This is a genomic window from Desulforhopalus glucosivorans (assembly GCF_054397165.1).
This window is the reverse complement of the sequence record NZ_AP044854.1, coordinates 568,500-590,769: the sequence shown is the minus strand read 5'-3', so window position 1 is coordinate 590,769 and position 22,270 is coordinate 568,500. Positions and strand designations below refer to the sequence as shown.

General features: G+C 44.1%; 20 protein-coding genes. 4 read left to right on the top strand and 16 right to left on the bottom strand.

Going from position 1 to position 22,270, the window contains the following annotated elements; genetic code table 11:
- Window positions 1-33: 33 nt before the first annotated feature.
- The 3 genes from ACX6CI_RS02560 (at window position 34) to ACX6CI_RS02550 (ending at window position 3,315) form a co-directional block, all read left to right on the top strand.
- Window positions 34-1,011, top strand: coding sequence for a serine O-acetyltransferase (locus tag ACX6CI_RS02560; RefSeq protein WP_458776619.1), 978 nt, complete (start codon window positions 34-36; stop codon window positions 1,009-1,011).
- Between the two features lie 34 nt (window positions 1,012-1,045).
- On the top strand, window positions 1,046-1,963 hold the full coding sequence (gene cysK, locus ACX6CI_RS02555) for a cysteine synthase A (RefSeq protein ID WP_458776618.1): 918 nt from the start codon (window positions 1,046-1,048) through the stop codon (window positions 1,961-1,963).
- 458 nt (window positions 1,964-2,421) lie between these two features.
- Window positions 2,422-3,315, top strand: a complete 894-nt coding sequence (locus ACX6CI_RS02550; protein WP_458778421.1) for a selenium metabolism-associated LysR family transcriptional regulator — start codon at window positions 2,422-2,424, stop codon at window positions 3,313-3,315.
- A gap of 165 nt (window positions 3,316-3,480) precedes the next feature.
- Here ACX6CI_RS02550 and ACX6CI_RS02545 read toward each other — a convergent pair whose 3' ends face one another.
- From ACX6CI_RS02545 to ACX6CI_RS02520, 6 genes are all read right to left on the bottom strand, one after another.
- Window positions 3,481-4,917, bottom strand: a complete 1,437-nt coding sequence (locus ACX6CI_RS02545; RefSeq protein ID WP_458776617.1) for a carbon starvation CstA family protein — start codon at window positions 4,915-4,917, stop codon at window positions 3,481-3,483.
- A 180-nt stretch (window positions 4,918-5,097) separates the two neighbouring features.
- A complete protein-coding gene (locus ACX6CI_RS02540) occupies window positions 5,098-6,819 on the bottom strand; it encodes a LytS/YhcK type 5TM receptor domain-containing protein (RefSeq protein ID WP_458776616.1) in 1,722 nt (573 codons plus the stop codon).
- 4 nt (window positions 6,820-6,823) lie between these two features.
- Complete coding sequence (locus tag ACX6CI_RS02535) at window positions 6,824-7,597, bottom strand: LytR/AlgR family response regulator transcription factor (protein ID WP_458776615.1); 774 nt, start codon at window positions 7,595-7,597, stop codon at window positions 6,824-6,826.
- A gap of 154 nt (window positions 7,598-7,751) precedes the next feature.
- Complete coding sequence (gene tsaA, locus ACX6CI_RS02530; RefSeq protein WP_458776614.1) at window positions 7,752-8,147, bottom strand: tRNA (N6-threonylcarbamoyladenosine(37)-N6)-methyltransferase TrmO; 396 nt, start codon at window positions 8,145-8,147, stop codon at window positions 7,752-7,754.
- A 10-nt stretch (window positions 8,148-8,157) separates the two neighbouring features.
- Window positions 8,158-8,658, bottom strand: coding sequence for a hypothetical protein (locus tag ACX6CI_RS02525; protein WP_458776613.1), 501 nt, complete (start codon window positions 8,656-8,658; stop codon window positions 8,158-8,160).
- An 89-nt stretch (window positions 8,659-8,747) separates the two neighbouring features.
- Window positions 8,748-9,314, bottom strand: a complete 567-nt coding sequence (locus ACX6CI_RS02520; protein WP_458776612.1) for a lipid-binding SYLF domain-containing protein — start codon at window positions 9,312-9,314, stop codon at window positions 8,748-8,750.
- A 958-nt stretch (window positions 9,315-10,272) separates the two neighbouring features.
- On the opposite strand from ACX6CI_RS02520, the gene ACX6CI_RS02515 reads away from it, so the two are divergent.
- Window positions 10,273-12,555: an autotransporter outer membrane beta-barrel domain-containing protein gene (locus ACX6CI_RS02515; protein WP_458776611.1), complete on the top strand. Its 2,283-nt coding sequence runs from the start codon at window positions 10,273-10,275 to the stop codon at window positions 12,553-12,555.
- A gap of 459 nt (window positions 12,556-13,014) precedes the next feature.
- Here ACX6CI_RS02515 and ACX6CI_RS02510 read toward each other — a convergent pair whose 3' ends face one another.
- From ACX6CI_RS02510 to ACX6CI_RS02465, 10 genes are all read right to left on the bottom strand, one after another.
- Entirely contained in the window at window positions 13,015-13,518 is a 504-nt protein-coding gene (locus tag ACX6CI_RS02510; protein WP_458776610.1) for a hypothetical protein, read from the bottom strand.
- Complete coding sequence (locus ACX6CI_RS02505) at window positions 13,500-14,294, bottom strand: MBL fold metallo-hydrolase (RefSeq protein ID WP_458776609.1); 795 nt, start codon at window positions 14,292-14,294, stop codon at window positions 13,500-13,502. Before ACX6CI_RS02505 ends, ACX6CI_RS02510 begins: the two co-directional genes overlap by 19 nt.
- Before the next feature lie 41 nt (window positions 14,295-14,335).
- Window positions 14,336-14,701 (bottom strand): hypothetical protein, encoded by a 366-nt coding sequence (locus tag ACX6CI_RS02500; protein ID WP_458776608.1) that lies wholly within the window; start codon window positions 14,699-14,701, stop codon window positions 14,336-14,338.
- A gap of 543 nt (window positions 14,702-15,244) precedes the next feature.
- The gene (locus ACX6CI_RS02495) at window positions 15,245-16,123 is read right to left on the bottom strand and encodes a LytTR family DNA-binding domain-containing protein (protein WP_458776607.1); all 879 of its coding nucleotides are present in this window, start codon (window positions 16,121-16,123) and stop codon (window positions 15,245-15,247) included.
- A gap of 605 nt (window positions 16,124-16,728) precedes the next feature.
- Entirely contained in the window at window positions 16,729-17,511 is a 783-nt protein-coding gene (locus ACX6CI_RS02490) for a hypothetical protein (RefSeq protein WP_458776606.1), read from the bottom strand.
- Between the two features lie 480 nt (window positions 17,512-17,991).
- Window positions 17,992-19,500, bottom strand: coding sequence for an ATP-binding response regulator (locus tag ACX6CI_RS02485; RefSeq protein ID WP_458776604.1), 1,509 nt, complete (start codon window positions 19,498-19,500; stop codon window positions 17,992-17,994).
- A gap of 85 nt (window positions 19,501-19,585) precedes the next feature.
- Complete coding sequence (locus ACX6CI_RS02480; RefSeq protein ID WP_458776603.1) at window positions 19,586-19,972, bottom strand: response regulator; 387 nt, start codon at window positions 19,970-19,972, stop codon at window positions 19,586-19,588.
- 155 nt (window positions 19,973-20,127) lie between these two features.
- Entirely contained in the window at window positions 20,128-21,054 is a 927-nt protein-coding gene (locus ACX6CI_RS02475; protein ID WP_458776602.1) for a methylenetetrahydrofolate reductase, read from the bottom strand.
- The gene (locus ACX6CI_RS02470) at window positions 21,054-21,719 is read right to left on the bottom strand and encodes a methylenetetrahydrofolate reductase C-terminal domain-containing protein (RefSeq protein WP_458776601.1); all 666 of its coding nucleotides are present in this window, start codon (window positions 21,717-21,719) and stop codon (window positions 21,054-21,056) included. The genes ACX6CI_RS02475 and ACX6CI_RS02470 overlap by 1 nt, the downstream gene beginning before the upstream one ends.
- Window positions 21,716-22,216 (bottom strand): hydrogenase iron-sulfur subunit, encoded by a 501-nt coding sequence (locus ACX6CI_RS02465; protein ID WP_458776600.1) that lies wholly within the window; start codon window positions 22,214-22,216, stop codon window positions 21,716-21,718. Before ACX6CI_RS02465 ends, ACX6CI_RS02470 begins: the two co-directional genes overlap by 4 nt.
- Window positions 22,217-22,270: the final 54 nt, after the last annotated feature.

The following is a 22,270-nucleotide window of genomic DNA, read 5'->3' as shown; positions in this document are numbered from 1 at the left end:
GGTACTCCCATGCCACAAGGATGTAGAAATATTATGACTCAGAAATCAGAACAAAACACTACTGATAACCTAAAGCTTGCAACACTCTGCGATCATGTTGAAATAACCAACACCAGTCAGCAGGATAAGGTTCCTCAGGTTGTAAAAAAACTCCTTTCCTCCTGGAATACCAAGGAGTGTTTTGAGCATATCAGCCCGGTATCTTTACCCTCCCAGGAAAAAGTAATTGAAATCGTTGAGCAGACGAAACGTATATTGTTTCCAGGTTATTTCACCAAAACCAAGCTCCACGCCGCAAATATTGAATACTATATAGGTAAGCAGACCACAGATCTCTACGAAAAGATCTCTGAACAGATCACCATGGCCATCCGGCATGATTGTAGAAGGAACGGTCTTCCCTGCACCAACTGTGAAGAACGTAGTCATATGCTGGCCCTTCATTTTATCGAAGCTCTGCCAAAGATCACCGGTCTTCTTGCAACCGACATCAGGGCAGCACTGCGTGGAGATCCTGCGACTAAAAGTCCAGATGAGGTTATTTTCTGCTACCCAGGGCTGTTGGCCACATCCATTTTTCGTATCGCCCATGAGCTCTACCTTCTTGATATACCAATCATTCCAAGAATAATGACGGAATACGCCCACAGCCTCACAGGAATCGACATTCATCCTGGCGCCACCATAGGACCTGGTTTTTTCATCGATCACGGTACCGGGGTTGTTATCGGAGAGACTACAATTATTGGCGAGAATGTTCGTCTTTATCAGGGAGTTACCCTGGGAGCCCTCTCTCTGCCAAGGGATGCGGGCAAGAAACTGCGTGATAAAAAGCGCCATCCAACCATTGAAGACAATGTTATAATTTATTCGAATACCACCATACTTGGAGGCAAAACGATTGTCGGCGAAGGTTCAATCATTGGCGGTAATATCTGGATTACTGAAAGTGTCGCCACAGGAACCAAGGTACTCCTGAAACGTCCAGAGTTGATCTACTCACACTCGTAATGAGATTGATAAAACAATATACAAGGATATAACTATGTCCCAGACAATACTGCAGTCAATTGGCAATACCCCCCTTCTGGAGCTTCACTCATATTCAAAGCAAACCGGAGCAACGATCCTTGCTAAACAAGAATCGCGCAACCCCATGGGCAGCGTGAAGTGTAGAATTGCGGTTAATATGATTGAAACAGCCGAAAAAGATGGCCGTATCAATGAAAACAGCACAATTATTGAACCCACCAGCGGCAACACCGGAATTGGTCTTGCCTTTGTATGTGCACATAAGAAATTACGTCTCATACTCACCATGCCTGAGAGTATGTCTATTGAAAGACGAGCGCTGTTAAAACATCTTGGAGCGGAACTGGTTCTGACTCCTGCTGCAGATGGTATGAAAGGTGCCATTGCAAAGGCTTCTGCTCTTCTTGCTGAAACAGATAACAGCTTTATGCCAGATCAATTTGGCAACCCGGCTAACCCTGAGATCCACGAGCTAACCACAGGACCAGAAATCATAAAAGACACTGGTGGAGAGGTTGATATCTTTGTGGCAGGTGTTGGCACCGGGGGTACAATCACAGGCGTTTCTGCTGTACTTAAAAAGCATAATCCTGCTGTAAAGATCGTGGCAGTAGAGCCTGAAGACTCTCAGGTACTTGCCGGTGGAAAACCAGGTCCCCATAAAATTCAGGGTATCGGTGCCGGTTTTATTCCCGCAATTCTTAATACCGAGATCATCGATGAGATAATCCCGGTCAGTAACGATGATGCCTTTGCCACTGCAAAAGAAGTTGCCCTAAAAGAGGGTATTCTTTGCGGAATTTCAAGTGGTGCAGCTCTAAAAGCGGCTATAGTGGTCGCATCAAGACCTGAAAACAAAGGTAAGAAGGTTGTGGTCATATTACCTGACACAGGAGAGAGGTATCTCAGCACTCCCCTGATGGAAAAATAATATAGATCGAGTAAGTATGTATTTTATTGTTTTTACTCACTAGTAAAATACATACTTACGGTTTATACTTTCAACGTTTAATCTAATTTTTACAATTACCAGGCTCAAAGCCTCCGCTACCTGCCGAAGGTGACACGCTGCGTACATTTAGTCGGTGTATGTATTTCAAGTCTGCGTAAACAAATTAGCTTTGTTAAGCTTGGGTAGCCCGAAGGGCAGTAAACACTAAAAAATGCGTTTTAATACAGTTGGCATGTACGATTTAACTTAAGGGTACCTTGAAAAATTAGATAATTAGCTCAAATTCGAGGCACGTGAAAAATTTTACCACAGGCATATAACTGATATTCCAAGGATAAAATTCTGAACGTAACGATGAAGTTGGGCCAATTAGCAATTTTTCCTAGTAGCCTTTAAATAAACCGTTCTATTATCTTTCTCTTTACTAGGTACCTACCATCGAAACCAGGCATTTAAAAATCTTTGTTGCTGTATATAGAACCAGAAGTTTTACAAAGGCAGCCGAAGAACTCTACACAAGTCAGCCCACTGTAAGTGAGCATATACAGAACCTTGAAGCTAGCTTAGGCTGTCAATTGTTTGATAGGCTAGGTAGAAGTATCATGCCCACCGCCGAAGCTGATCTTCTAAACCCCCGAGCACTCGCGATCCTTGACGATCTTGAGCAGTTACAATCGGATATTTCAGCCCAACAGACCTCTGTCAGCGGTGAACTGATTCTTGGAGCAAGTACCATTCCCGGTACCTATCTGCTTCCCCCTTTGGCTGCAACCTTCAAACAGCAGTATCCCGGTATTGCCTTTGAAGTTCGTATTAAAGATTCAAAGACAATTATCGATGCCATTGCAACAAATGAACTCTATTTAGGTATAGTTGGAGCAAAACCTCAGTCTTCCAAGGTATCGTACGAAATCTTCGTTGAAGATGACCTGATTTTAACCGCAGCAAAAGAGAGTACAACTGACGACGAAATATCCGTTGCTGACCTCAAAAAGCTACCGTTTATCGTCAGAGAACAAGGTTCCGGTACCAGAAAAAGTACAGAAACACTCCTGGCCAAGGAAAAATTAAATGTACGCCAGCTGCAGATATGTGCAACCTTAGGATCCAGTGCAGCGGTTAAAGAGGCGATTAAGGCCAATCTCGGAGTTTCCATCATTTCAAAGCACGCAATTGCCGAAGAGCTTGAAAATGGGAAGTTACGGGAGATAAAGGTGGCCGGCCTCACCCTACAACGCTATTTCTATATTGTTACCCCTGCTAAACGCAGTCTCCCCCATCAATACAATGCTTTTCTCCGCAGTATACGTAAGAGTGGGTCTGAGGTATAGAAACAAACAAAGTACGCCACGCTATTGACCAACGAGGTCAGGGCAGTATAGGTAGAAACAGAAAAAGCCCCACAGGATATGTAATCCTGTGGGGCTTTTTTTATAAAAATACCAGGAAACTACTCAGAGCCCCCTCCGAATATTACGCTAAAACGCAAAACAGCTCTAGCTCGCCTGGTTCATTTCCAGCTGATCAATGGCTGCTGAATCGGGTTTTGCCGACACGAGGAAGAAGACGAAGACAGCCACGGCAACTGCTACACTTGCAATATTTGAAGGTGTCGCTGGCAGGCCAAACCCTATCTTTGCCTGAAGGATAAAGGCAACATCAACTGCAGTCATAAAGGTAGCAGGAAGGGAACATATCCAGTGAAACTTACCTTTTTTCGCAAGGTAAATAGCTGCACACCAGAGTACCATCATTGAGAGCATCTGATTTGACCAACCAAAGTAGCGCCAGATAATATTAAAATCTACCTGGGTAATAAGAAAGGCAATGGCAAAAAGAGGAATTGCAATCATTAAACGCTTAGGTGTTTTAGATTGATCCATCTTAAAGGCTTCAGCCAGGATAAGGCGGGTAGAACGAAAAGCGGTATCACCACTGGATATTGGCAAAATAACCACACCCACAATAGCAAGGAATCCACCAACAGGGCCTAGAAGTGTGTTACATGCCTCGTTTACAACAGCTGCAGGTGATCCTGATGCGATAACAGCACTCATTGCATCTGGACCGGTGTAGAACGAGAGTCCTACGGTGGTCCAGATAAGTGCTATGATTCCTTCCATGATCATGGAACCGTAAAATACCTGGCGTCCCTTGTTTTCATTTTTGATACAGCGCGCCATAAGTGGGGACTGGGTTGAGTGAAACCCGCTGATCGCACCACATGAGAGAGTGATAAAAAGAAGTGGCCAGATAGCCTTGCCACCTGGATGGGTGTTACTTGCAAAATCGAGATTTGGCAGAATTTCATATCCGTGGAAAACCAATCCACCCATGATACCGACGGTCATAAAGATAAGCAGTGCGCCAAAGAATGGGTACAATCGACCAATGACCTTATCAATGGGCAGGATGGTAGCGATGAAATAGTAAAAGAAGATGCAGCCAACCAGAATCTGTACATTCACTCCGGTAAGAGCGCTGAGAAGCTTTGCAGGTCCTAAGATAAAAACAACACCGACCAATAGAAGAAGAATAACTGAGAACACACGCATAACCTGACGCGCAGTCATACCCATAATATCCCCAACAACTTCGGGAATAGACTTACCGCCGCCACGAACAGAGAGCATTCCACTGAAATAGTCATGTACCGCTCCGCCAAAGATACAGCCTATGACAATCCAGATAAGTGCAGAAGGCCCATACAATGCACCGAGGATCGGCCCAAATATCGGTCCTAATCCCGCAATATCGAGAAGTTGTATAAAGAACACCTTCCAGGTGGGCATTGATATATAATCAACACCGTCCTCTTTGGTCATACATGGTGTCTGGCGCTCTGCCTCAATACCAAAGATCTTCTCAACGAGAACACCATAGGTTAAATATCCAAGGATGAGTAATCCCACACAGGTTAGAAAAAAAATCATTGTGTTCCTCCAACTAAATTGATGTTTATATGCTGCCCCTTGCTCGCATAATGTTTGCAGTGAGGGTAGTCCGAAGTGGCATCTACATCAATTCATTGGAGGTGAGTGGTCGTTTTATACGCTTGAAGTGACAAAAGTTATACTTGGAGTGCACTGGGATAAAGCTGAGACACCATCTTTTCAGGTCGCAGGAAGGTACTCAACGTCCTGACTTTGGGGTATTCGAAAGGATATAGTGGTGCCTCTATTCGGACTGCTTACGATCTCCATGGCAAACTCCGGACCATAGATCTGCTCGAGACGACAATTGGAATTACGTAGGCCGACACCTTCGCTATGGCTCTCAAGGTTCTTTCTCGTAAGCAAAGTATTAAGATTGTTTTCAGCAATCCCTACACCATCATCTTCAACCGTCACTTCTAAGACATCCATATTGCGATAAATTGTAAGAGCAATGGATCCACCCCCTTCCCTGCTTCGTATCCCATGCTTTATAGCATTTTCCACAAGGGGTTGAATAATAAGCGAAGGTATCGGCCAATCTTCACAGCCGGGTTCTACATCGATATTCACCTGAATCAGGTCACCAAAACGAGCCTTTTCAATGGCAAGATAGGACTGAATCTGTTCCAGTTCGCTGGAAAGAGGAATATATCCACGACTGGAATCAAGATTTTTCCGCATATAAAGAGACAAGTCGAGGATCAACTCTCGAGCTTTCTCAGGCGTTGTCCTGCAAAAAGAGGCAATGGTGTTCAGAGAATTAAAGAGAAAATGGGGGTTTATCTGAGCCTGGAGATGTTTTATTTCAGCATGGGCCAGCAACTTATCTTTTACCTGAATATCCTCAAGCTCAAGTTGGACTGATAGCAGATCTGTCAATCCTTTTGCTATTTCAAACTGAATGCGGTTAAGCTCTATCCTTTCAGAACCATAAAACTTTAAGGTTCCCACTATCACCCCACCTTTTTTCAGCGGCACGATGATAGCTGAATAGAAAGGGCAGTTATCATGGTTACAGCCAATTTGAGAGTGACGACGTAAAAAAATGGGCTTACCTGTGTCAATTACATCACGGGTAGACTTCGTCCTAATAGCCTTTCCCGCAAGATGATGATCGTCACCAGCACCAACGTGGGCTAGCACCTTTGAAGTATCTGTGATGGCCACCGCTGCAACCGGTAAACGCTGGTGTATAATTTTAGCCGTTGCCTGGGCTGTATCCATCCTTAAGCCACCACGCAGGTAACGAACAGTATTACTGGCAATATCAAATATTTTCTGGGCCTGGGTGGAGTCCTTTTTTTCTCTAAATTCCTGAAGCGTCTTAATAACATGGATAAAAAGAGCAGCACCCAGGGTATTACCAATGATCATTGGTAAAGCAATGACTCGAACCAGTTCCACAGCATGTTCAAACGGTCTGGAGAAAAGAAGTACAAGACTCATATGCATGACCTCGCCCAGGAAAGCCAAGACCATCCCCCATTGCCACTCAAGACTTCTCTCTTTAAATCGCAGATGCATGTAGCCTGCAAACAATCCTTCTAAAATCGTCGCCAAGGAACAGGCAACGGCACTAAAGCCCCAGGGGTCAATAACAAACCTGTGCCCACCGGCAATAATCCCTGCTCCAAGCCCCACTAAGGGCCCGCCAAAAAGGCCAGCAGTTATTACAGCCATGGCCCGAAGGTTGGCGATTGAATGAAAAATAGCGTTGCCGCTATAGGTCCCAAGAATTCCAAAAAGGCCAAAAAAGATAATGAGAAACAACCTGTTGTAGATTGAGTTTTTCTTAAAATTGAGTTCCTGGACGGGGGAAATAGTGAGCAACACAAAGGCTCCGGCAACGAGAAGGCCTACATGCTTGAGAAGAACCGTGATCAGGGCAGTAATAGTCATTGAATTAAATTCCCAATCGCTTTTTAAAATCTTTAACTCGAGCGCGACTCACAACAAGCTCGGTCCCCTTCGCATCCGCCATAATTAAATTATACTTACCGTTAAACCAGGGACTAAACTCACGGATGCAGTTAAGATTCACAAGGAGTCCTCTATGGGCTCGAAAAAAGGAACAACCATTGAGATGTTCTGTTAACTTATCCATGGTGGAAATACTATGCAGGGGAAATTGCTCATTTTTTGTGTGAACCATAATTCGCCCGGAATCGTAGGAACAATAGACAATAGAATCGGGGGAAAGGAGCTGCATTCTTCCATGATTCTCCACTGAAACTTTCACCACATCTTTTTGGGGCTCCATTTGTGAAAGCAAATGCTGTAGTTTTTCCTCAATAGAGTCATGTTTTTCCTCTCCCATATACTTTCGCACCCTGTCCACAGTGAGTGCCAGCCGCTTTTCGGAAAGAGGTTTGAGGAGATAATCTATGGCACTTTTTTCAAATGCCTTCACTGCGTAGTTATCGTAGGCGGTGACAAACACAAAAAGCGGTATATGGTCGCTGCCGGCCAGCATCTTAATCAGATCAAAACCGGTTCTGCCGGGCATTTGAATATCAAGAAAGACAAGATCTGGAGACAGACCATGTATAAGCTTCTCTGCTTTTCCTGCAGAATCAACATCTCCAACAATTTCAATATCATCAAAAGAAGAAAGGAGATAACGTAATTCGTCGCGTGCCGGTTGCTCATCATCAACTATGATACATCTAATTTTCATACTATGGATCTCTTGGGTTATATACTTCACACGATAGAAGGCGTATTCGCTAGAATAACTACCTCAATGGGACATAGAAATGCAATGGATATAAGAGAAGGAAATTCCAGAAGAGAGGAGGAAGGACAACAATATACTGTTATGTATAGAAGAGTTAGTTAATCTTTTTTTTGATATCGACGATGGGGGTACCATCTAACATATCGAGACCTGTCACTTTCAGTGTGGTACCTTCGATCTCATACACTTCAAGTTCTGAGATGGCTATTGGGTTAGGCCTGGCTGGACTTCGGGTGGAGAATACGCCCCGTAAACCTCTCGACGTATCACCTCTAGGATATACTTTCAGTACCTCTCTGTCTGACTGATGAAACCAGCAGAGCAGTACAATGGTATCACCCACACAGATATCTTCCATCCCCTCGGCATACTCCGGAAAAATCTCAAGACGCCCTGCCCTGTTCGACTCGCTGTAATTCTTGGGCGCATCGTCTAAATGTAGAATATCACTGTGTACAATACCAATTATTTTGAGCTGTGGATTATCCATTATTTTTAACTCAGTTATTCTTTTGAATTGTTAACGGTTGAGCCGAACTGTTCACACCTTGTCTTAAACCCTGTAAGACATAGTCAGCCACTTTTCTTGCTATTACATCATTATCCAGCTGTGCAACATTGGTATTTATCGCCTGAAGTGTTTCACCACTTTTTTCCAGCATCTCCTGGGTTACGACAACCTTATCTGAAAGGTTCGTAATGGGAGTCGACAGATCAACACCTGATAATGAACTCTGTATCGACTCACCTAATTGTTGGCTTGCATTTTGAGCTATACGATCAACAAGTTGAGTCGTATCCATGGCCTGAAACCTTTGATGCAATTGTCCAATGGTTTCTTCCGCTCGTGTAAGATCACTACTCAAGCGACTGACAAGCGTTGCAGATTTCCAGACAACAATCCCGAAGCCTGCAAAAAGAACCATAAAAAGGAGGAAATTAATGCACACAAGAAGAAAGGTCCTATCCTGTTTTTTCTGTAACAAAAGAATTTCACTCATGGGACTCGTCCTGTAACTATTTATTAAAAAGGCCATCAGCGTATCAATTACTGACGGCCCTTTACTAAAAGATTCTCAATCTAGGTCAACTATTTCTTTGTAATACTAAATTTCTGTCCGCCTATCGTCGCTTCATACATCAGGCCACCTTTCGTAATGGTATATGTCGCCATTCCATGATTGTAGCCACCACCTGCTATATTGGCGTTATATTTTCCGCCACTGGCGGTGGTGGAACTCCCACCGGTATTTGCACTTGCTTCAACTGCTGCAGTCAAGGCCACAGCCTTTGCATCAGCACCAAACTCAAAATTGCCCCGTACAAAATCACCAAAGGAATGTTTATCACGAAAAAATACGACCTGACTAAACCCGGCCCCACCCAACTGAAATCCTACAGTCGCCTGGGTCATTGCGGTGTCTCCATAATACTTTCCCTGCATGTAAACCCGCCCCTTTCCATATGCACCACCAACCACAAAGCCTGCCTTACCAATGGTCGGGAACAGGGCGTACCCATAGGCCGTATCGAACTTATCCCCCACCCCGGCTTTCACAAACATCTTTTTCGTATCTTCAAATTTGTCTGCAAATGCAGGTGAAGAGATACAAACCACTGAAAATAATAGTAGTGCAGCATAAAGAATTCGTTTCATACGTTCCTCTTAAAATTGTTAGCGATTATCGCCCAGACTTCAATATAAAACCCAAAACTTTCATTTCTATGCCGAGACTACTTTATACATAAAAACCTGTTTGTTAAGGTATGCACCTAGCATAATCATGAACTAGTACTGACAAGCAATGCAGAGGCGATCCCTGGAATCCGGACAACCATTTACCTAACCTATCCATAGTCCTTCAATCATGGCAAAAAAGAGGAATACGAGATCCACTCGATAACCGTCAGTAAATGGAAAAATGAGTTGCTGAGTCGGATGCCGGAAATCTTTGCCAATGAAAACCTCAATTCAGATAGCTGAACAACAATCTAATATTTTTCCTGTTTCCATTCAGAGGTGTCTGCATCCCTACATGGGGCATCAATCAGCTACGTGAAACCCTCGTATTAAAAGAGGAATGTCGAAAAAAAAGTGTTACTGCCGTTACAAATATTTCAATGCCAGTTGCATGATACTGCCGTGACATCTTCCATCCTGTCTGACAACATAAGGTGAACACTTGAACCTTCAAACGCAAAATTGAAACGATACAAACTAGATAATGAGTAATGGCTCTCCTTCATCCACTTGCCGGAAATGATGTAACTTTTCACAGCTTTAACATCAAAAACGTACAGGAAGTATACGTAACAAAAGATGAAAAAACAATATGATAGAATATTGCCATTAACAACTATTGATGGTTGACTTTATCACTATTCAAACGATAATTAAAACATTGGTACCAAGAATCACCTCTAGTTCAATATATTAAATCTCATCAACAGAAAAAAGAAGGAAGCTTCAACATTTTTCAGAAATTGTTTTTAGTGACACAGTAACAGTGTTGATTAGTTATCAACTTTAATATGAAGGTATGGGATAAATGAAAAAAATTGCACAATACATGTTTGTAAATGCAGCGTTTATGTTGCTGTTTGCTGCTCCATTCGTGGAGGCGAAGAATACTCCGGTTACAGGCATTTTAGAATTTCTCGGGTACGATTCTAGCCAAACCCATTCCATCTGGCTTTCGACAACTTCAGTTGGTTCATTCCAGCTGGAATCAACCTCGCAGACGACAGTTGTCGATCAATGGGCAATGGAAAATAGTGGTTCACACATAAGCCATTCTCCCAATGTGTCCAGTGGCAACGGTGGTGTCCATAAATTATACAATGTTACAGAAGGAGGATATAGTCTGCTTGACACACAGAACCAGAAAGGAGGTTTGGAGATTCCCGATCTGGTCAAACCACCAGTCGTGCGCCCGGTCCCCCCGATTCAAATCTTACCTCCTGAAGGTGTTACTCCTGGACGCCCATCAAGGCCCAGTAACCCGATCGGCACCTTGCCACCGACGGGAATCACTCCAACCCGTCCTATAAAACCCGGTAACCCGATCGGCACCTTGCCACCGACGGGAATCACTCCAACCCGTCCTATAAAACCCGGTAACCCGATCGGCACCTTGCCACCGACGGGAATCACTCCAACCCGTCCTGTAAAACCCAGTAACCCGATCGGCACCTTGCCACCGACGGGAATCACTCCAACCCGTCCTATAAAACCCGGTAACCCGATCGGCACCTTGCCACCGACGGGAATCACTCCAACCCGTCCTGTAAAACCCGGTAACCCGATCGGCACCTTGCCACCGACGGGAATCACTCCAACCCGTCCTATAAAACCCAGTAACCCGATCGGCACCTTGCCACCGACGGGAATCACTCCAACCCGTCCTATAAAACCCAGTAACCCGATCGGCACCTTGCCACCGACGGGAATCACTCCAACCCGTCCTATAAAACCCAGTAACCCGATCGGCACCTTGCCACCGACGGGAATCACTCCAACCCGTCCTGTAAAACCCAGTAATCCGATCGGCACCTTGCCACCGACGGGAATCACTCCAACCCGTCCTATAAAACCCAGTAACCCGATCGGCACCTTGCCACCGACGGGAATCACTCCAACCCGTCCTGTAAAACCCAGTAACCCGATCGGCACCTTGCCACCGACGGGAATCACTCCAACCCGTCCTGTAAAACCCAGTAACCCGATCGGCACCTTGCCACCGACGGGAATCACTCCAACCCGTCCTGTAAAACCCAGTAACCCGATCGGCACCTTGCCACCAACGGGAATCACTCCAGCTGTGCCCTCTCAGTCCGATCACTCCATCAAGCCCCAGGGAACTGGCATCACACAGCTGGCCGGCCAGAGACATCCTGAAATTATTGAGGGCTCAATACTCACATGCCCTGAAGAAGTCGATGAACAAATCTACAAGGCAATGTTGGATGATCCAAGATACGTACATTGCATTCCAATTTATGAATCTCAAGATACTCCCAAGGGCAATGGCCCAAAGGCTCCGGTAACTCGTGGCCGACGATACGATACAGCAGCACCATGGAACGTATGGGTTAACCCAAAGGCGCTGAAAACCGTTGATGAGCGCTACGGCCGAAACATTGACTCCGATGGCGTTTCAGTTAACTTGGGAGCGGACAAACACTTTAGAGACGGATGGTTAACCGGATTCTGGATGAGTTTGATGAATAATGAGACTACCGGGTTCCGTTCTCTGGTGGAAACTGAAAGTGATGGGTTTAAGATCGGCCCCTATATCGGAAAGTCGATTACAGATCATTGGGCGCTTTCCACTTTTTTCAGCTACGGGCGGTTCGATAATTCCAGCAAATTATTAATTCTGGAAGGAGATTACAACTCTGAAGAGTATTCGCTTCTTATAAATGCCAACGGTTACTACACGCTCAGTGATGACGGACGTACACGCATCCAACCCAGTGTTTCAATCAGCTATACACACACGAGAACGGATGACTATACTCTCCATGGTGAGGTATTCGACATACCGCTTGATCTCGATATAGAAAACGCTGACGCTAACTCCGGTGTAGCAAGCGTTACCGCGGAATTCAGTCACACTTTTTCCTTGGAAAAAAGCACCACCGAATCGGTGCCTACAACAGAGCCTTTTTTCGAGCTTGGAGTCTCATATGAATATGAACGCCCTAATGACGGAAAAATACTGACCGGTGAATTTACGTATAAGACACCTTCTGCCTGGAGCGGCTCGGTAAGGACTGGTCTTCGTTCAAGAGTCACTGACTCCATCTACATCGAAGCTAGTCTTGGTTACCTCAGTATTGGTCAAAGCGACTATGATGAATGGGAGGGAGCCCTCTATCTTTCCTACAGTTTTTAATTTTTGAAAATATTGAATAGGGATAAAATAATTATGAAGAAATGTCTTTTACTGTTGCTTTTTAAACCTTACCACATGGTCTTCGAGACCAGCACAGGCAACATCCTCGACAACTGTGAAACATTTGACAATACGGACTAGTTGGGGCGTTTGAACGAATTAGTCAGGTCCGCCGGGTGGGCCAGAGAACGAGTACTTCAGCTTCATCATAAATATAAATTCCAATGTTCATCATTTTTCCTTTGGCTTCATAACGGTTAGGATTTCATAATTTGCTGGAAATGGTGCTATCAGGAAAACGCCAATAACTAAAGGTAATATCCCCACCCACAATTGTAAGAGTGAAGGTTGTATAGATGTAGTGAATAAAACTGACATTTCAGGCATATAATTCTCAAAATATACTTTGAGCTTGGCCCCAGTAGAGTGACCATATTTTGTTTAAAAATAGCGCCCGAGCTAACCTGCAACGGAGCTGTTCCCGCTGTCAGCGTCCAGTGACTGGCTGTGCTTTTTTCTTATGTTTTCTATATAGTTATTTAGCACCACATCAACATCTGAATGAAATACTTCAATGAAACATTCTTTAAAATCCTTTCCTGTTTGCAGATCAACAATGAATTTTTTAAAAAGCAGAGGTTTGTTTTTTACAATTTGTCGGACAAACATCCCACTCTGACTGTAAAACATCCTTGCCCCAATTGAATTAGTCGCCTTAAGATTTCTATTAAATAGCGTTCCCTTTGATACTGGTAAAAAATGCATTCCATCGATAAATTTCTCAATTGTATCTTTCTCGAAGTTTCTGGGAGCACACCTCCATCTGACACATAAATAGCTAACTTCAGTGCCAACCCACCAAAAACTTTTAGTACCTAGGCAGAATTCGGCGAGAACCCTTCCCCCAAATGCCCTCCTGCTGAAATACGATCTTCGAAAGTGGTCTATTTTGTCACATTCCATTCAGGAAGTGCATGGTCTTCCGTGACAAAAAACACCCCATCCCCCCATACCAGCATGGTGGTTTTCTGGGGGAGTGTAGCTTTGTCAAATGTTAAGGAGGGTTCTTCACTGGCGTATACTTCCCATAATTTCTTGGCGTGGCGAATAACGCCTTCATTCAAGCGGCCATGAGTCGTGGGGATTACAATCTTGGGTGATAGCTGTGCAACGAGGTTAAAGGCCTTCTTGTTTTCCATATCCATATCACTTAAAGGATTCATGAACTGGGTAATGACTATATCAACATCCGCCAGCATCCCCAGCTGATTCTTGGTTAAGGATGCTTGGCCGATATCTCCCAAATGGGCAATTTTAAGGCCATTCAATTCCACAAGCATTATGTAGTTACTGCCATTCTCCACTAAAAAAGCGCCTTCTATTTTTTCAGAATGAGTTGAAGGGATAGAGATTATCTTGCCTGTATTAAACGATATGTGGCCTGCTTTTTTGACAAGCGACTTTCCCGGAAAGGAATCGATGAGAGTCTTATCGTAATGATCGGGATGACCATGCGTCACTGCAAGAATGGCCTGCTTTGTGAATCTATTCTGTAATATTGATGGATCGACAACGTCTATATGTATCACTGGAGATGATTCGCTTACAAACTCAAACTGGGCGGCCTCTTGGTTGTAGATTTCAACCCCAGGAGCGGCCAAGGTGATGTTGGCCATCCCCAGGAATAAAGAGAGTATAACCAGACATGCTCCATGAACGGGCAGTACTTTTCTTTCCATTTCAATTTTCCATAGTAAATCGCTACAGGGAGTAGCGCATCTTAATGTTCAGGGACGATAGCTTCAACCTCTTTGCCGCCAAATTCATGGACATTATCATGAGCACGAACGTTAATTTTTATCGTCCCTTTCGGTATCCTTGCTCGAAGAATAGATCTTGTGAAAGGAGCCGCTGAATGGGGATGTCTCAAAACACGTGTATCAAGTATATTGCCTTCCAGGTCCAGAATTTCCCAGCGATCAGTGTAGTGGTCCCAGCCATCATCATTGTGTTGAACTGTTGCATAAACATTAAGATAGCCATCATCGGTCGTCTCAATTTTGACTTTTACCACATCGGCTTCACCTGCAAAAACAAGTGAAGAGGTGATGGTAAGATAGATAAGAGCTGCAAATAATGTTTTCATGGTACCTCCGTCGACGTCAAATTTTGAAGTATTTAATTATATGAGTCGTATTAAGCCGTATCCTGTCATGCTTCCTCTGTCGCTTAGAGCTTGTTGTTCTGGATTCCTGACTTCGTTGCTTAATCAGTTACATAGCATTGCTACGCTTCTTTTAGCGCGCCTCGCAGAAAACCAGAATTCCGGCGCTCTATTACAACATTTACAACATGACATGACACCAGCAGTTATTTTACAATGAGTGAAAGTGTGGCGGCTGCTTATTATTTTGATAATAGTGATCCTAGAAAATATTCCTTATAATTCAAAGTAATTGTCGCCAATGAACTCAATTCTGTCGTAAATGACAGCGGTAGTTGATCTTCTTTTATATGGAAATCCTTGGGCATCGTTCGAACACCAATGATCCTTTAAATTTTCATACTCGATTATAATCGGGAAAATATTCTGGAGAGCAGATTTGAGTGTTTAAAAAGCAGAGATAAATCATCAAAAAAGAGATGAGAATTATATTGAGAAGGTTGACGGAAAGTTACGCTTTCATATTCAAATATCGCTGGTAAGCATACTCTTAACAGTAGCCAACCTGCTTCTGCTGACAGGAAGTTCTACCCCGTCAATATTCACCATGCACTTCTGTTTTTCCCTGATAAGGCCTTCGACGTGGTCAAGATTGATAAGATGTGAACGGTGGATTTGTATAAAGCGGTCTACAGGAAGCTGTTTAACTGCCTCTTTAAGAGACAGTCTTACCAGTTTCTCTTTTTTCAGACCGGTTTGCTGCCAGCAAACTTTGGCATAATGATCTTCCATGGAAATATGTGTGATATCATCTATGTTCACCAATGTCTTCCCACCATCCAATGACCAGCGCTGTGTCACTGGCGCTCTGGCTCCTTCAATAAATTGTCTGTAGCGTTTTTGTTTCCAGACTGCTATTTGCACCACACCAAAAAAGGTAGGAATCCAAAAGAACAAACACCAGAAAAGCATAATAAAAAAGCTCGGCCTGGCATGAGGGTGAAGTTGGTAGTATTCAATCAAAGCGGGATTATACTGTTCAATACCAGCATAGACTAGGGTTCTTTGCACGACAAAGGCTATCGCAAACGAAGAGATACCGATCATCCAAAGATGGAGGACCTTCCAATTAACCTGGTTTTCACTCCGGCTCTGGATAAATCGAACTATTTTTGTTACCAAAACGAAGCAAAGGCAAAAATTTAAGGTCGTATGCCAGGAATACATTCCCTGAAAAGCCTGTATGACAGGGTATCCCCTGAGGATGCCCAATATGTTCAAGCTTAGAAAAGTAACGATACCAACCAAGAGTCCATAGGCAAGATACAAAAAGAGTCTCTGATCAAGATTATCCCCAACGTCACTCAGTGTGAGTGAAAAGTAGTTTACTATTATCTTTTTCATATACAGTTAGAGCTAACTCAGTTGTGGTAATGTAAGAAATATATTGTCTAATTCTTTGGGTACACTCTATCCTCGACGTTGTGAAGTGTTTGGTATTGTTTAATATATGTCGAATTTATGTGTAACATCAGGTGGGTAAGATTACAAGAACAACTATAATGATTGTGCCCAAAACGGCAGTAGATAGGCCTTTTGCGGTGTGACTTAACCTTATCAGTAATTTTTGCAAAACATTAAACGGCCTCCTGCAGCCCCTACCTTACTGCTCGTTTTCAAATGATAGAGAGGGCACCTTCCCCCTCTTTTCTTTAGTTTCGTTGAGACGGAATAGTGCCCGCCATACCGCCTCACCATTTTCTTTTGTGCAGAAAGCATGACAATGGGCCGACCAGTGAAACCGGATATGGAGCTATATTATAGTGAAGATATAGAGTTGAAGAGCTACCTGTCTAGCTGAATTTTGACAGGAATAAGGCAATGGTTGAGAGATTTACGAAACTAGAGATCTTCGAGATGGTTATAGTAACGTTCCGGCTCAACGGACCCGCGCTTTTTGCGGGGTCCGCTGTATAGTCGGTTGCACCTATTGTGTTACTCCAGACTTGCTAGTCTTTCTTTGGGGGCAAAACAGGTTTAGTGACATTCGTGGGGATAATTTTTAATTTCTTATTGATTTTCAAGTCTTTTGTCGTGTCTTGGGCTGGCACCTTAACAGATATGATTTTACTCCATATTCCGGGACCGTTTTGGGCCACAAGCCGTGTACGGCATTGCCATAGACCCTCGTTAAGAGAAATTGCTTTAATCGCAAATCCGTTGTTCAAAGGCATTGTTTCCTTAATTTTCATAGGCTGTATCGGTTCAGACCCCGGCCAGAGAGAACGATTAAATTCTACTTCAACCCTCACAGTTTCTTCCTCTACAGTAGAGGGGAGTGTTTTGCGTGCGGTGAAAACAGCTTTACCATCTTTTATGACATCGTTATTTCCAGGAGACTGAATTTCAGGTGGTGTCTTCAATAGTTCAGTCAGAAGAAGATCGTGCCGCATTGCCTGGGTAACTCCGGCAGCACTTCGTGGAAACGGTTCAGGAAATTTTGACTGAACAGGAACCTTGTCAATTAACGTACAATCAGTTGTTTCCACGAGCCAAGGATTCGATTTACACCAACTCCTTGTAAGTATAATCCTTGCCCAACCACCTTCAACAAAGGGTTGTTCCAAATAAATATCTTCTGTAGCAATTCCTCCGAACCCTTTTTCCTTATCCCAGCCAGGCTTCCATGAAGCGGCTCCCTTTATTTTTTTAATCCCTGGTGGGCATGCCATAAGACCATGAGCTTGGTAAGACGATTCTCCACCAAATTCATAAAATGTTTCTCCCCACATATGTTTCTCGAAAGCCACCTTAGTTAGTGGACATTTATACTCGCAATAACTGGGACCAGTGGGCATTTTTCCTTCGGAATCCAATTTCGCGCAAATCATGAATACCGGATTACATAGTGGGTCGAATTGCCAGCCTTCAACATACGGTATATCTATGCCCAGAAAAGAAGAACGTACTGATTGAGGTAGCCCGACAATCGATAACACAGTAACAGAAAATGTAACTATCACCGCCAGAGTAACAGATGAAAATATTTTGCGTCCTTTGTTAAATAAGTACATATATTCCCCCGCTGTTTAAAGTTACTTGCGTGATTGATACCAAGCTTTTCTAAAAAGAAGGCACAAGCTCTAGAGTTTAATCATCGATGTCGTTGTTAGGATCGACAACCGATCTCACGGCAGGATCAACAAAAATATCGATAACCCAAGTTGGATTACCGTTATCTTTTTTAGTAAGATAATGTCGAGATGATAGAACTACATAAATGAGAGATCTTTATTTTCTGCAGCAGTTCCATTCTCATGAACCAATGGAAAACTGATGGAGAATGTCGTTCCAACCCCGGGAGTTGACTCAACATCGAGATAGCCCTGATGGGCGGTTACAACCTCTTTCACGAGAGCAAGACCAAGCCCGGAACCAATTATATTTCTGGTTGCCTTCCCACGCACCCTGTAAAACCTATCAAATATGTGCGGTAAATCTTCCTCACTGATCCCTATCCCTGTGTCCTTCACAGAAAAAGAGATAAAACCTCCACTCACAGCAGACTTGAGACTGACTTGTCCTCCATCCGGTGTATATTTGATACTATTTGAAACAATGTTCATGAATGCTGTTCGCATATGATCGTAATCTACCTTAAACCACCACTCCTCATCTGCTGACGAGTACTGAAGAGTAATATCTTTAGCCTCTGCCTGAGGTCTGGATATTTCCAATACATCCTGGATAATGTCCTCTCCACGCACCGGCTCAAGATTAAAAACAACAGTTCCACTCTCAAGTTTTGATAGGTTGAGGAGATTATCAATAAGACGTAACAGATCCTTAGTCCGTGCTGTCATCCGCGAGTGGAGACCATTACAGGAGGCGGTCTGTTCATGTTCACAGCCCACCTGAACTGCGTAGATCATCTGTTCCACTGAGGCGAGGGGGGACTTGAGTTCATGGGCTACCATGGCGACAAAGTCCGACTTCATCTGGTCGATTTCTTTATGGGTGGTAATATCCTCAAAAATAGTCACCGAACCAACAACTTCATTCTGTTCAGTAATCACAGGAGAACAGTACGCCCGTAGAAATTTTCTGGAAATAGAACCGGGGCTGAACTCCCGAATAACGGCCTTAGACTGCTTCACGACTTCTTCCACCATGGAGATAGCCGTAGAATCTCCTATGGAGGCTGAAAGATGTTTGCCGATAACAGGATCGGTCTGGATTTCAAGATTTTTAATGGCTGCAGGGTTATGGAGCACCACAATTCCGTCAGCGTCAGTAATGAGAACAGCCTCTGCCATACAACCAAAAACAGTTTTTAAGCGACTCTCGGATTTATCGATTGCCTCCAGTCCCCTTTTTTTTTCAGCTCTAAGGCGTGCAGTTTCTTCCTGCATTCTCAACCTGTCAACCGCCCGGTTTACCACCACTCGTATATAATCTGGCGTAAACGGTTTACCTACAAAATCGAAAGCTCCCTGCTTCATGGCGGACACAGCTTTAGTTACTGTTGCAAAACCGGTAATAACAATTACCTGAACATTAGGCTGATTCTCACGAATCCAGTCAAGCACCGCAAAACCGTCCATACCAGGCATCATTAGATCTGTAAGAACGATATGGAAGCTCTCACTTTGCAGCATTTCCAAACCCGCAAGACCGTCCGATGCCTTAGTAATCGCATACCCCTCTGTTACGAGGGCCCGCTCAACACCATCACGTATTACCTGCTCATCATCGATGACTAAAATACGTAGATCATCCATTACCCATCTCCCCTACCAGAATCAAAAAGCTGAGGGTTAGAGACTGAATCTCTGACAAGAACATCAACGCACCTGCCAACCCAATCTACTTCAACCAATTCTTGATGAGTTCCAGTAGCTCTTTAGGCTCCACAGGTTTTGGCATATAATCTTCTGCTTCGCTCTCAAGCATATCGCGATGGGTATATTTACTTGTAGTTACCCGATCAGCCACTGCAGTAAGCAGAATAATTGGTATATCGGCTGTGTCTTTGTTGCCTTTAAGTGCCGCACATGCCTTATGACCATCCATTACCGGCATCATAACATCGAGAATAATAATATCCGGACGTTCCGCTGCAACGGCCTCAAGACCTTCTTGTCCATCACAGGCTACCCGTACATCGTAGCCCCCACTCTCAACAATAACTTTTACAGCTTCTACGAAATCAGGATCATCATCTACTAACAACACTTTTTTATTTTCTGACATATGATTCCTCCGTAATTATTGTTAGTACCTTACTCCTGAATACCTGTCATAAATAACAAGAAATCTGGAGGCTCTTTAGAAATTAAGAACTTAAACAACCACCAAGGTACTTATATTGGCTTATTTCCCTGTTTCCGGGGATAGCCTCTCTCCTCTCACTCCACTACCGGGCGGGGCAACAAGCCCGCTCCTCCAATAATCTCTTCCAGTTTTTCTTCCCACTCAATTGCCATAACATGTACTCCGGCAACACCTTCGATCTCTTTTAATTCATGAATCTGCTCGATGCACATCTCAATACCTTTTGCTGCCTGTTTCTCCTTAGGTTCTGCTGCTATACGCTCAACAACATCCTCTGGAATATCCATTCCAGCTACCATTCTGCGCATGAATTTTGCCATTCCTGCTGATTTAAGCGGTGTAACACCTGCGAGGATCTTAATCTTTTCATGTAAGCCTTGCGCCCTTGCATCCTCCATGTACTTTTTAAACTTATCCATGTTGTAGATGCACTGGGTCTGGACAAAGTCTGCGCCTGCCTCCATCTTCAACTTCAATCGTGGAATACGAATTTCATATGGATCAGCAAAGGGGTTTACTGCGCAACCTATATAAAATTTGGGTGCGCCTTCCAGCTCATCTCCTGAGGGAAATACCCCGTCATCTCGCATGGTTTTAACAAGATGAATGAGCTGCATGGAGTCGATATCAAAAACATTTTTTGCCTGGGGGTCATCACCAAATTTTTGATGATCTCCAGATAGACATAAGAGATTTCTCACCCCCATAGCCGAGGCACCCAAAAGATCAGACTGGAGTGCTATACGATTACGATCCCGTACCACCATCTGAATCAGTGGTTCAATACCTTCCTCTTTTATAAGCATACAACCTGCAAGGGAGCTCATTCGCACCATTGCGGTCTGATTATCGGTCACATTACAGGCATCAACGTGGCCTCTTACAAATGCGGCCTTTTTACGCACAATGTCCGGGTCCGCACCTCTAGGAGGCCCGCACTCTGCGGTGACTGAAAAATGACCTGCTTCGAGTACCTTTTCCAGATTGCTTCCTGATTTCATCAGATCATATCCTCCCGAATTATACGCCGTGGTCCACCATGTCGCGCAGATTTCCATCCCTTATAGGGCTTTAACTTCGAGTAATTCTCCATCTGATCAAGGGATACCAGTCTATCTATAATAAGCTGCCAACCGCATTGTATTTCTTTGTCCACTTCACAAATCCCTCTAACAGAGCCTCCACAAGGCCCATGAAACAGTGACTTGGCGCATCTGGTCACAGGACAGATGCCACCAGTTAAGTGTAGGACACAATCTCCGCATCCCTGGCAACGCTCCGCCCACTCACCCTGCCGTTCGGTCACTCCAAGAAAGCCTGTATTGATTCCCGGCAAGAGCGGCGTTGTGGTAAACTTTTCCGCCAGAAACTGAATTCCAGCCCCACAGGCAATGGAGAGGACTGCCTGATAATCTCCAACATAGGGACGCATCTGCTCGACATATTCAGGGTCACACTGCCTCTCAATACTTACTTCCTTAATCGTTATTTTCTTACCCGCAGCTTCTCTTGCCAGCCGAACAGTGGATGCGAGAACCTGCACCTCTTTTTCTCCTCCCACCCTGCAAACGGTGACACACCCATGACAACCGGCCACGATGATATTGTCGTACGGTTCGAGCATTTCCAGAACCTCATCAATGGGTTTAGGTGTTCCTGTTATCATGTCGCCTCCCTTTCTGTTCTTTCTGTACCTTCTGTATTTTCAGTGTTTTCTGGATTTTCTTTTAATTGGGCAGAACCGCCTGCACGAACAATATTAATCGGGCTGGCTCCAATCGTTCGAATCTGCTCCACAAATTCGTTGGCATAGGAGGCAAATCGCTCTCCTTCTCCAGCGCTAAGGTTGAACATTCGAATCCGATCCGGACCAATTTTTATCTGTTCAAGAATTTTATAAACCCGCTCAACACGGGATCTCGCTCGAATATTTCCGGAGATATAGTGACAATCACCCTCCAGGCAGCCAATAACCATCACTCCATCCGCACCATTTTCAAAGGCAGCAAGTAATAGTGATTCATCAATACGACCAGTACAGGGAAGCATGACTATGCTTATTGCCGGTGGATAGGGTCTTCGTTCCGAACCTGCCAGGTCCGCTGCGGAATACGCTCAATGGCGACAGGCAAAGACAATAACGTTTGGTGAAAAATCGCTCATAGGTACAACTCCTTTCCTGACCAGAATCAGTAACTACACCAGACTACGCCAGAC

Excerpts from the sequence above, each read along its gene's own strand:
- cysK (WP_458776618.1), top strand. The coding sequence starts at position 1,046 with ATGTCCCAGACAATACTGCAGTCAATTGGCAATACCCCCCTTCTGGAG.
- ACX6CI_RS02505 (WP_458776609.1), bottom strand. The coding sequence starts at position 14,294 with ATGGAAAGAAAAGTACTGCCCGTTCATGGAGCATGTCTGGTTATACTC.
- ACX6CI_RS02545 (WP_458776617.1), bottom strand. The coding sequence starts at position 4,917 with ATGATTTTTTTTCTAACCTGTGTGGGATTACTCATCCTTGGATATTTA.
- ACX6CI_RS02535 (WP_458776615.1), bottom strand. The coding sequence starts at position 7,597 with ATGAAAATTAGATGTATCATAGTTGATGATGAGCAACCGGCACGCGAC.
- ACX6CI_RS02540 (WP_458776616.1), bottom strand. The coding sequence starts at position 6,819 with ATGACTATTACTGCCCTGATCACGGTTCTTCTCAAGCATGTAGGCCTT.
- tsaA (WP_458776614.1), bottom strand. The coding sequence starts at position 8,147 with ATGGATAATCCACAGCTCAAAATAATTGGTATTGTACACAGTGATATT.
- ACX6CI_RS02470 (WP_458776601.1), bottom strand. The coding sequence starts at position 21,719 with ATGATAACAGGAACACCTAAACCCATTGATGAGGTTCTGGAAATGCTC.
- ACX6CI_RS02560 (WP_458776619.1), top strand. The coding sequence starts at position 34 with ATGACTCAGAAATCAGAACAAAACACTACTGATAACCTAAAGCTTGCA.
- ACX6CI_RS02490 (WP_458776606.1), bottom strand. The coding sequence starts at position 17,511 with ATGTGGGGAGAAACATTTTATGAATTTGGTGGAGAATCGTCTTACCAA.
- ACX6CI_RS02495 (WP_458776607.1), bottom strand. The coding sequence starts at position 16,123 with ATGAAAAAGATAATAGTAAACTACTTTTCACTCACACTGAGTGACGTT.
- ACX6CI_RS02525 (WP_458776613.1), bottom strand. The coding sequence starts at position 8,658 with ATGAGTGAAATTCTTTTGTTACAGAAAAAACAGGATAGGACCTTTCTT.
- ACX6CI_RS02485 (WP_458776604.1), bottom strand. The coding sequence starts at position 19,500 with ATGGATGATCTACGTATTTTAGTCATCGATGATGAGCAGGTAATACGT.
- ACX6CI_RS02475 (WP_458776602.1), bottom strand. The coding sequence starts at position 21,054 with ATGAAATCAGGAAGCAATCTGGAAAAGGTACTCGAAGCAGGTCATTTT.
- ACX6CI_RS02500 (WP_458776608.1), bottom strand. The coding sequence starts at position 14,701 with ATGAAAACATTATTTGCAGCTCTTATCTATCTTACCATCACCTCTTCA.
- ACX6CI_RS02480 (WP_458776603.1), bottom strand. The coding sequence starts at position 19,972 with ATGTCAGAAAATAAAAAAGTGTTGTTAGTAGATGATGATCCTGATTTC.
- ACX6CI_RS02510 (WP_458776610.1), bottom strand. The coding sequence starts at position 13,518 with ATGGAATGTGACAAAATAGACCACTTTCGAAGATCGTATTTCAGCAGG.
- ACX6CI_RS02520 (WP_458776612.1), bottom strand. The coding sequence starts at position 9,314 with ATGAAACGAATTCTTTATGCTGCACTACTATTATTTTCAGTGGTTTGT.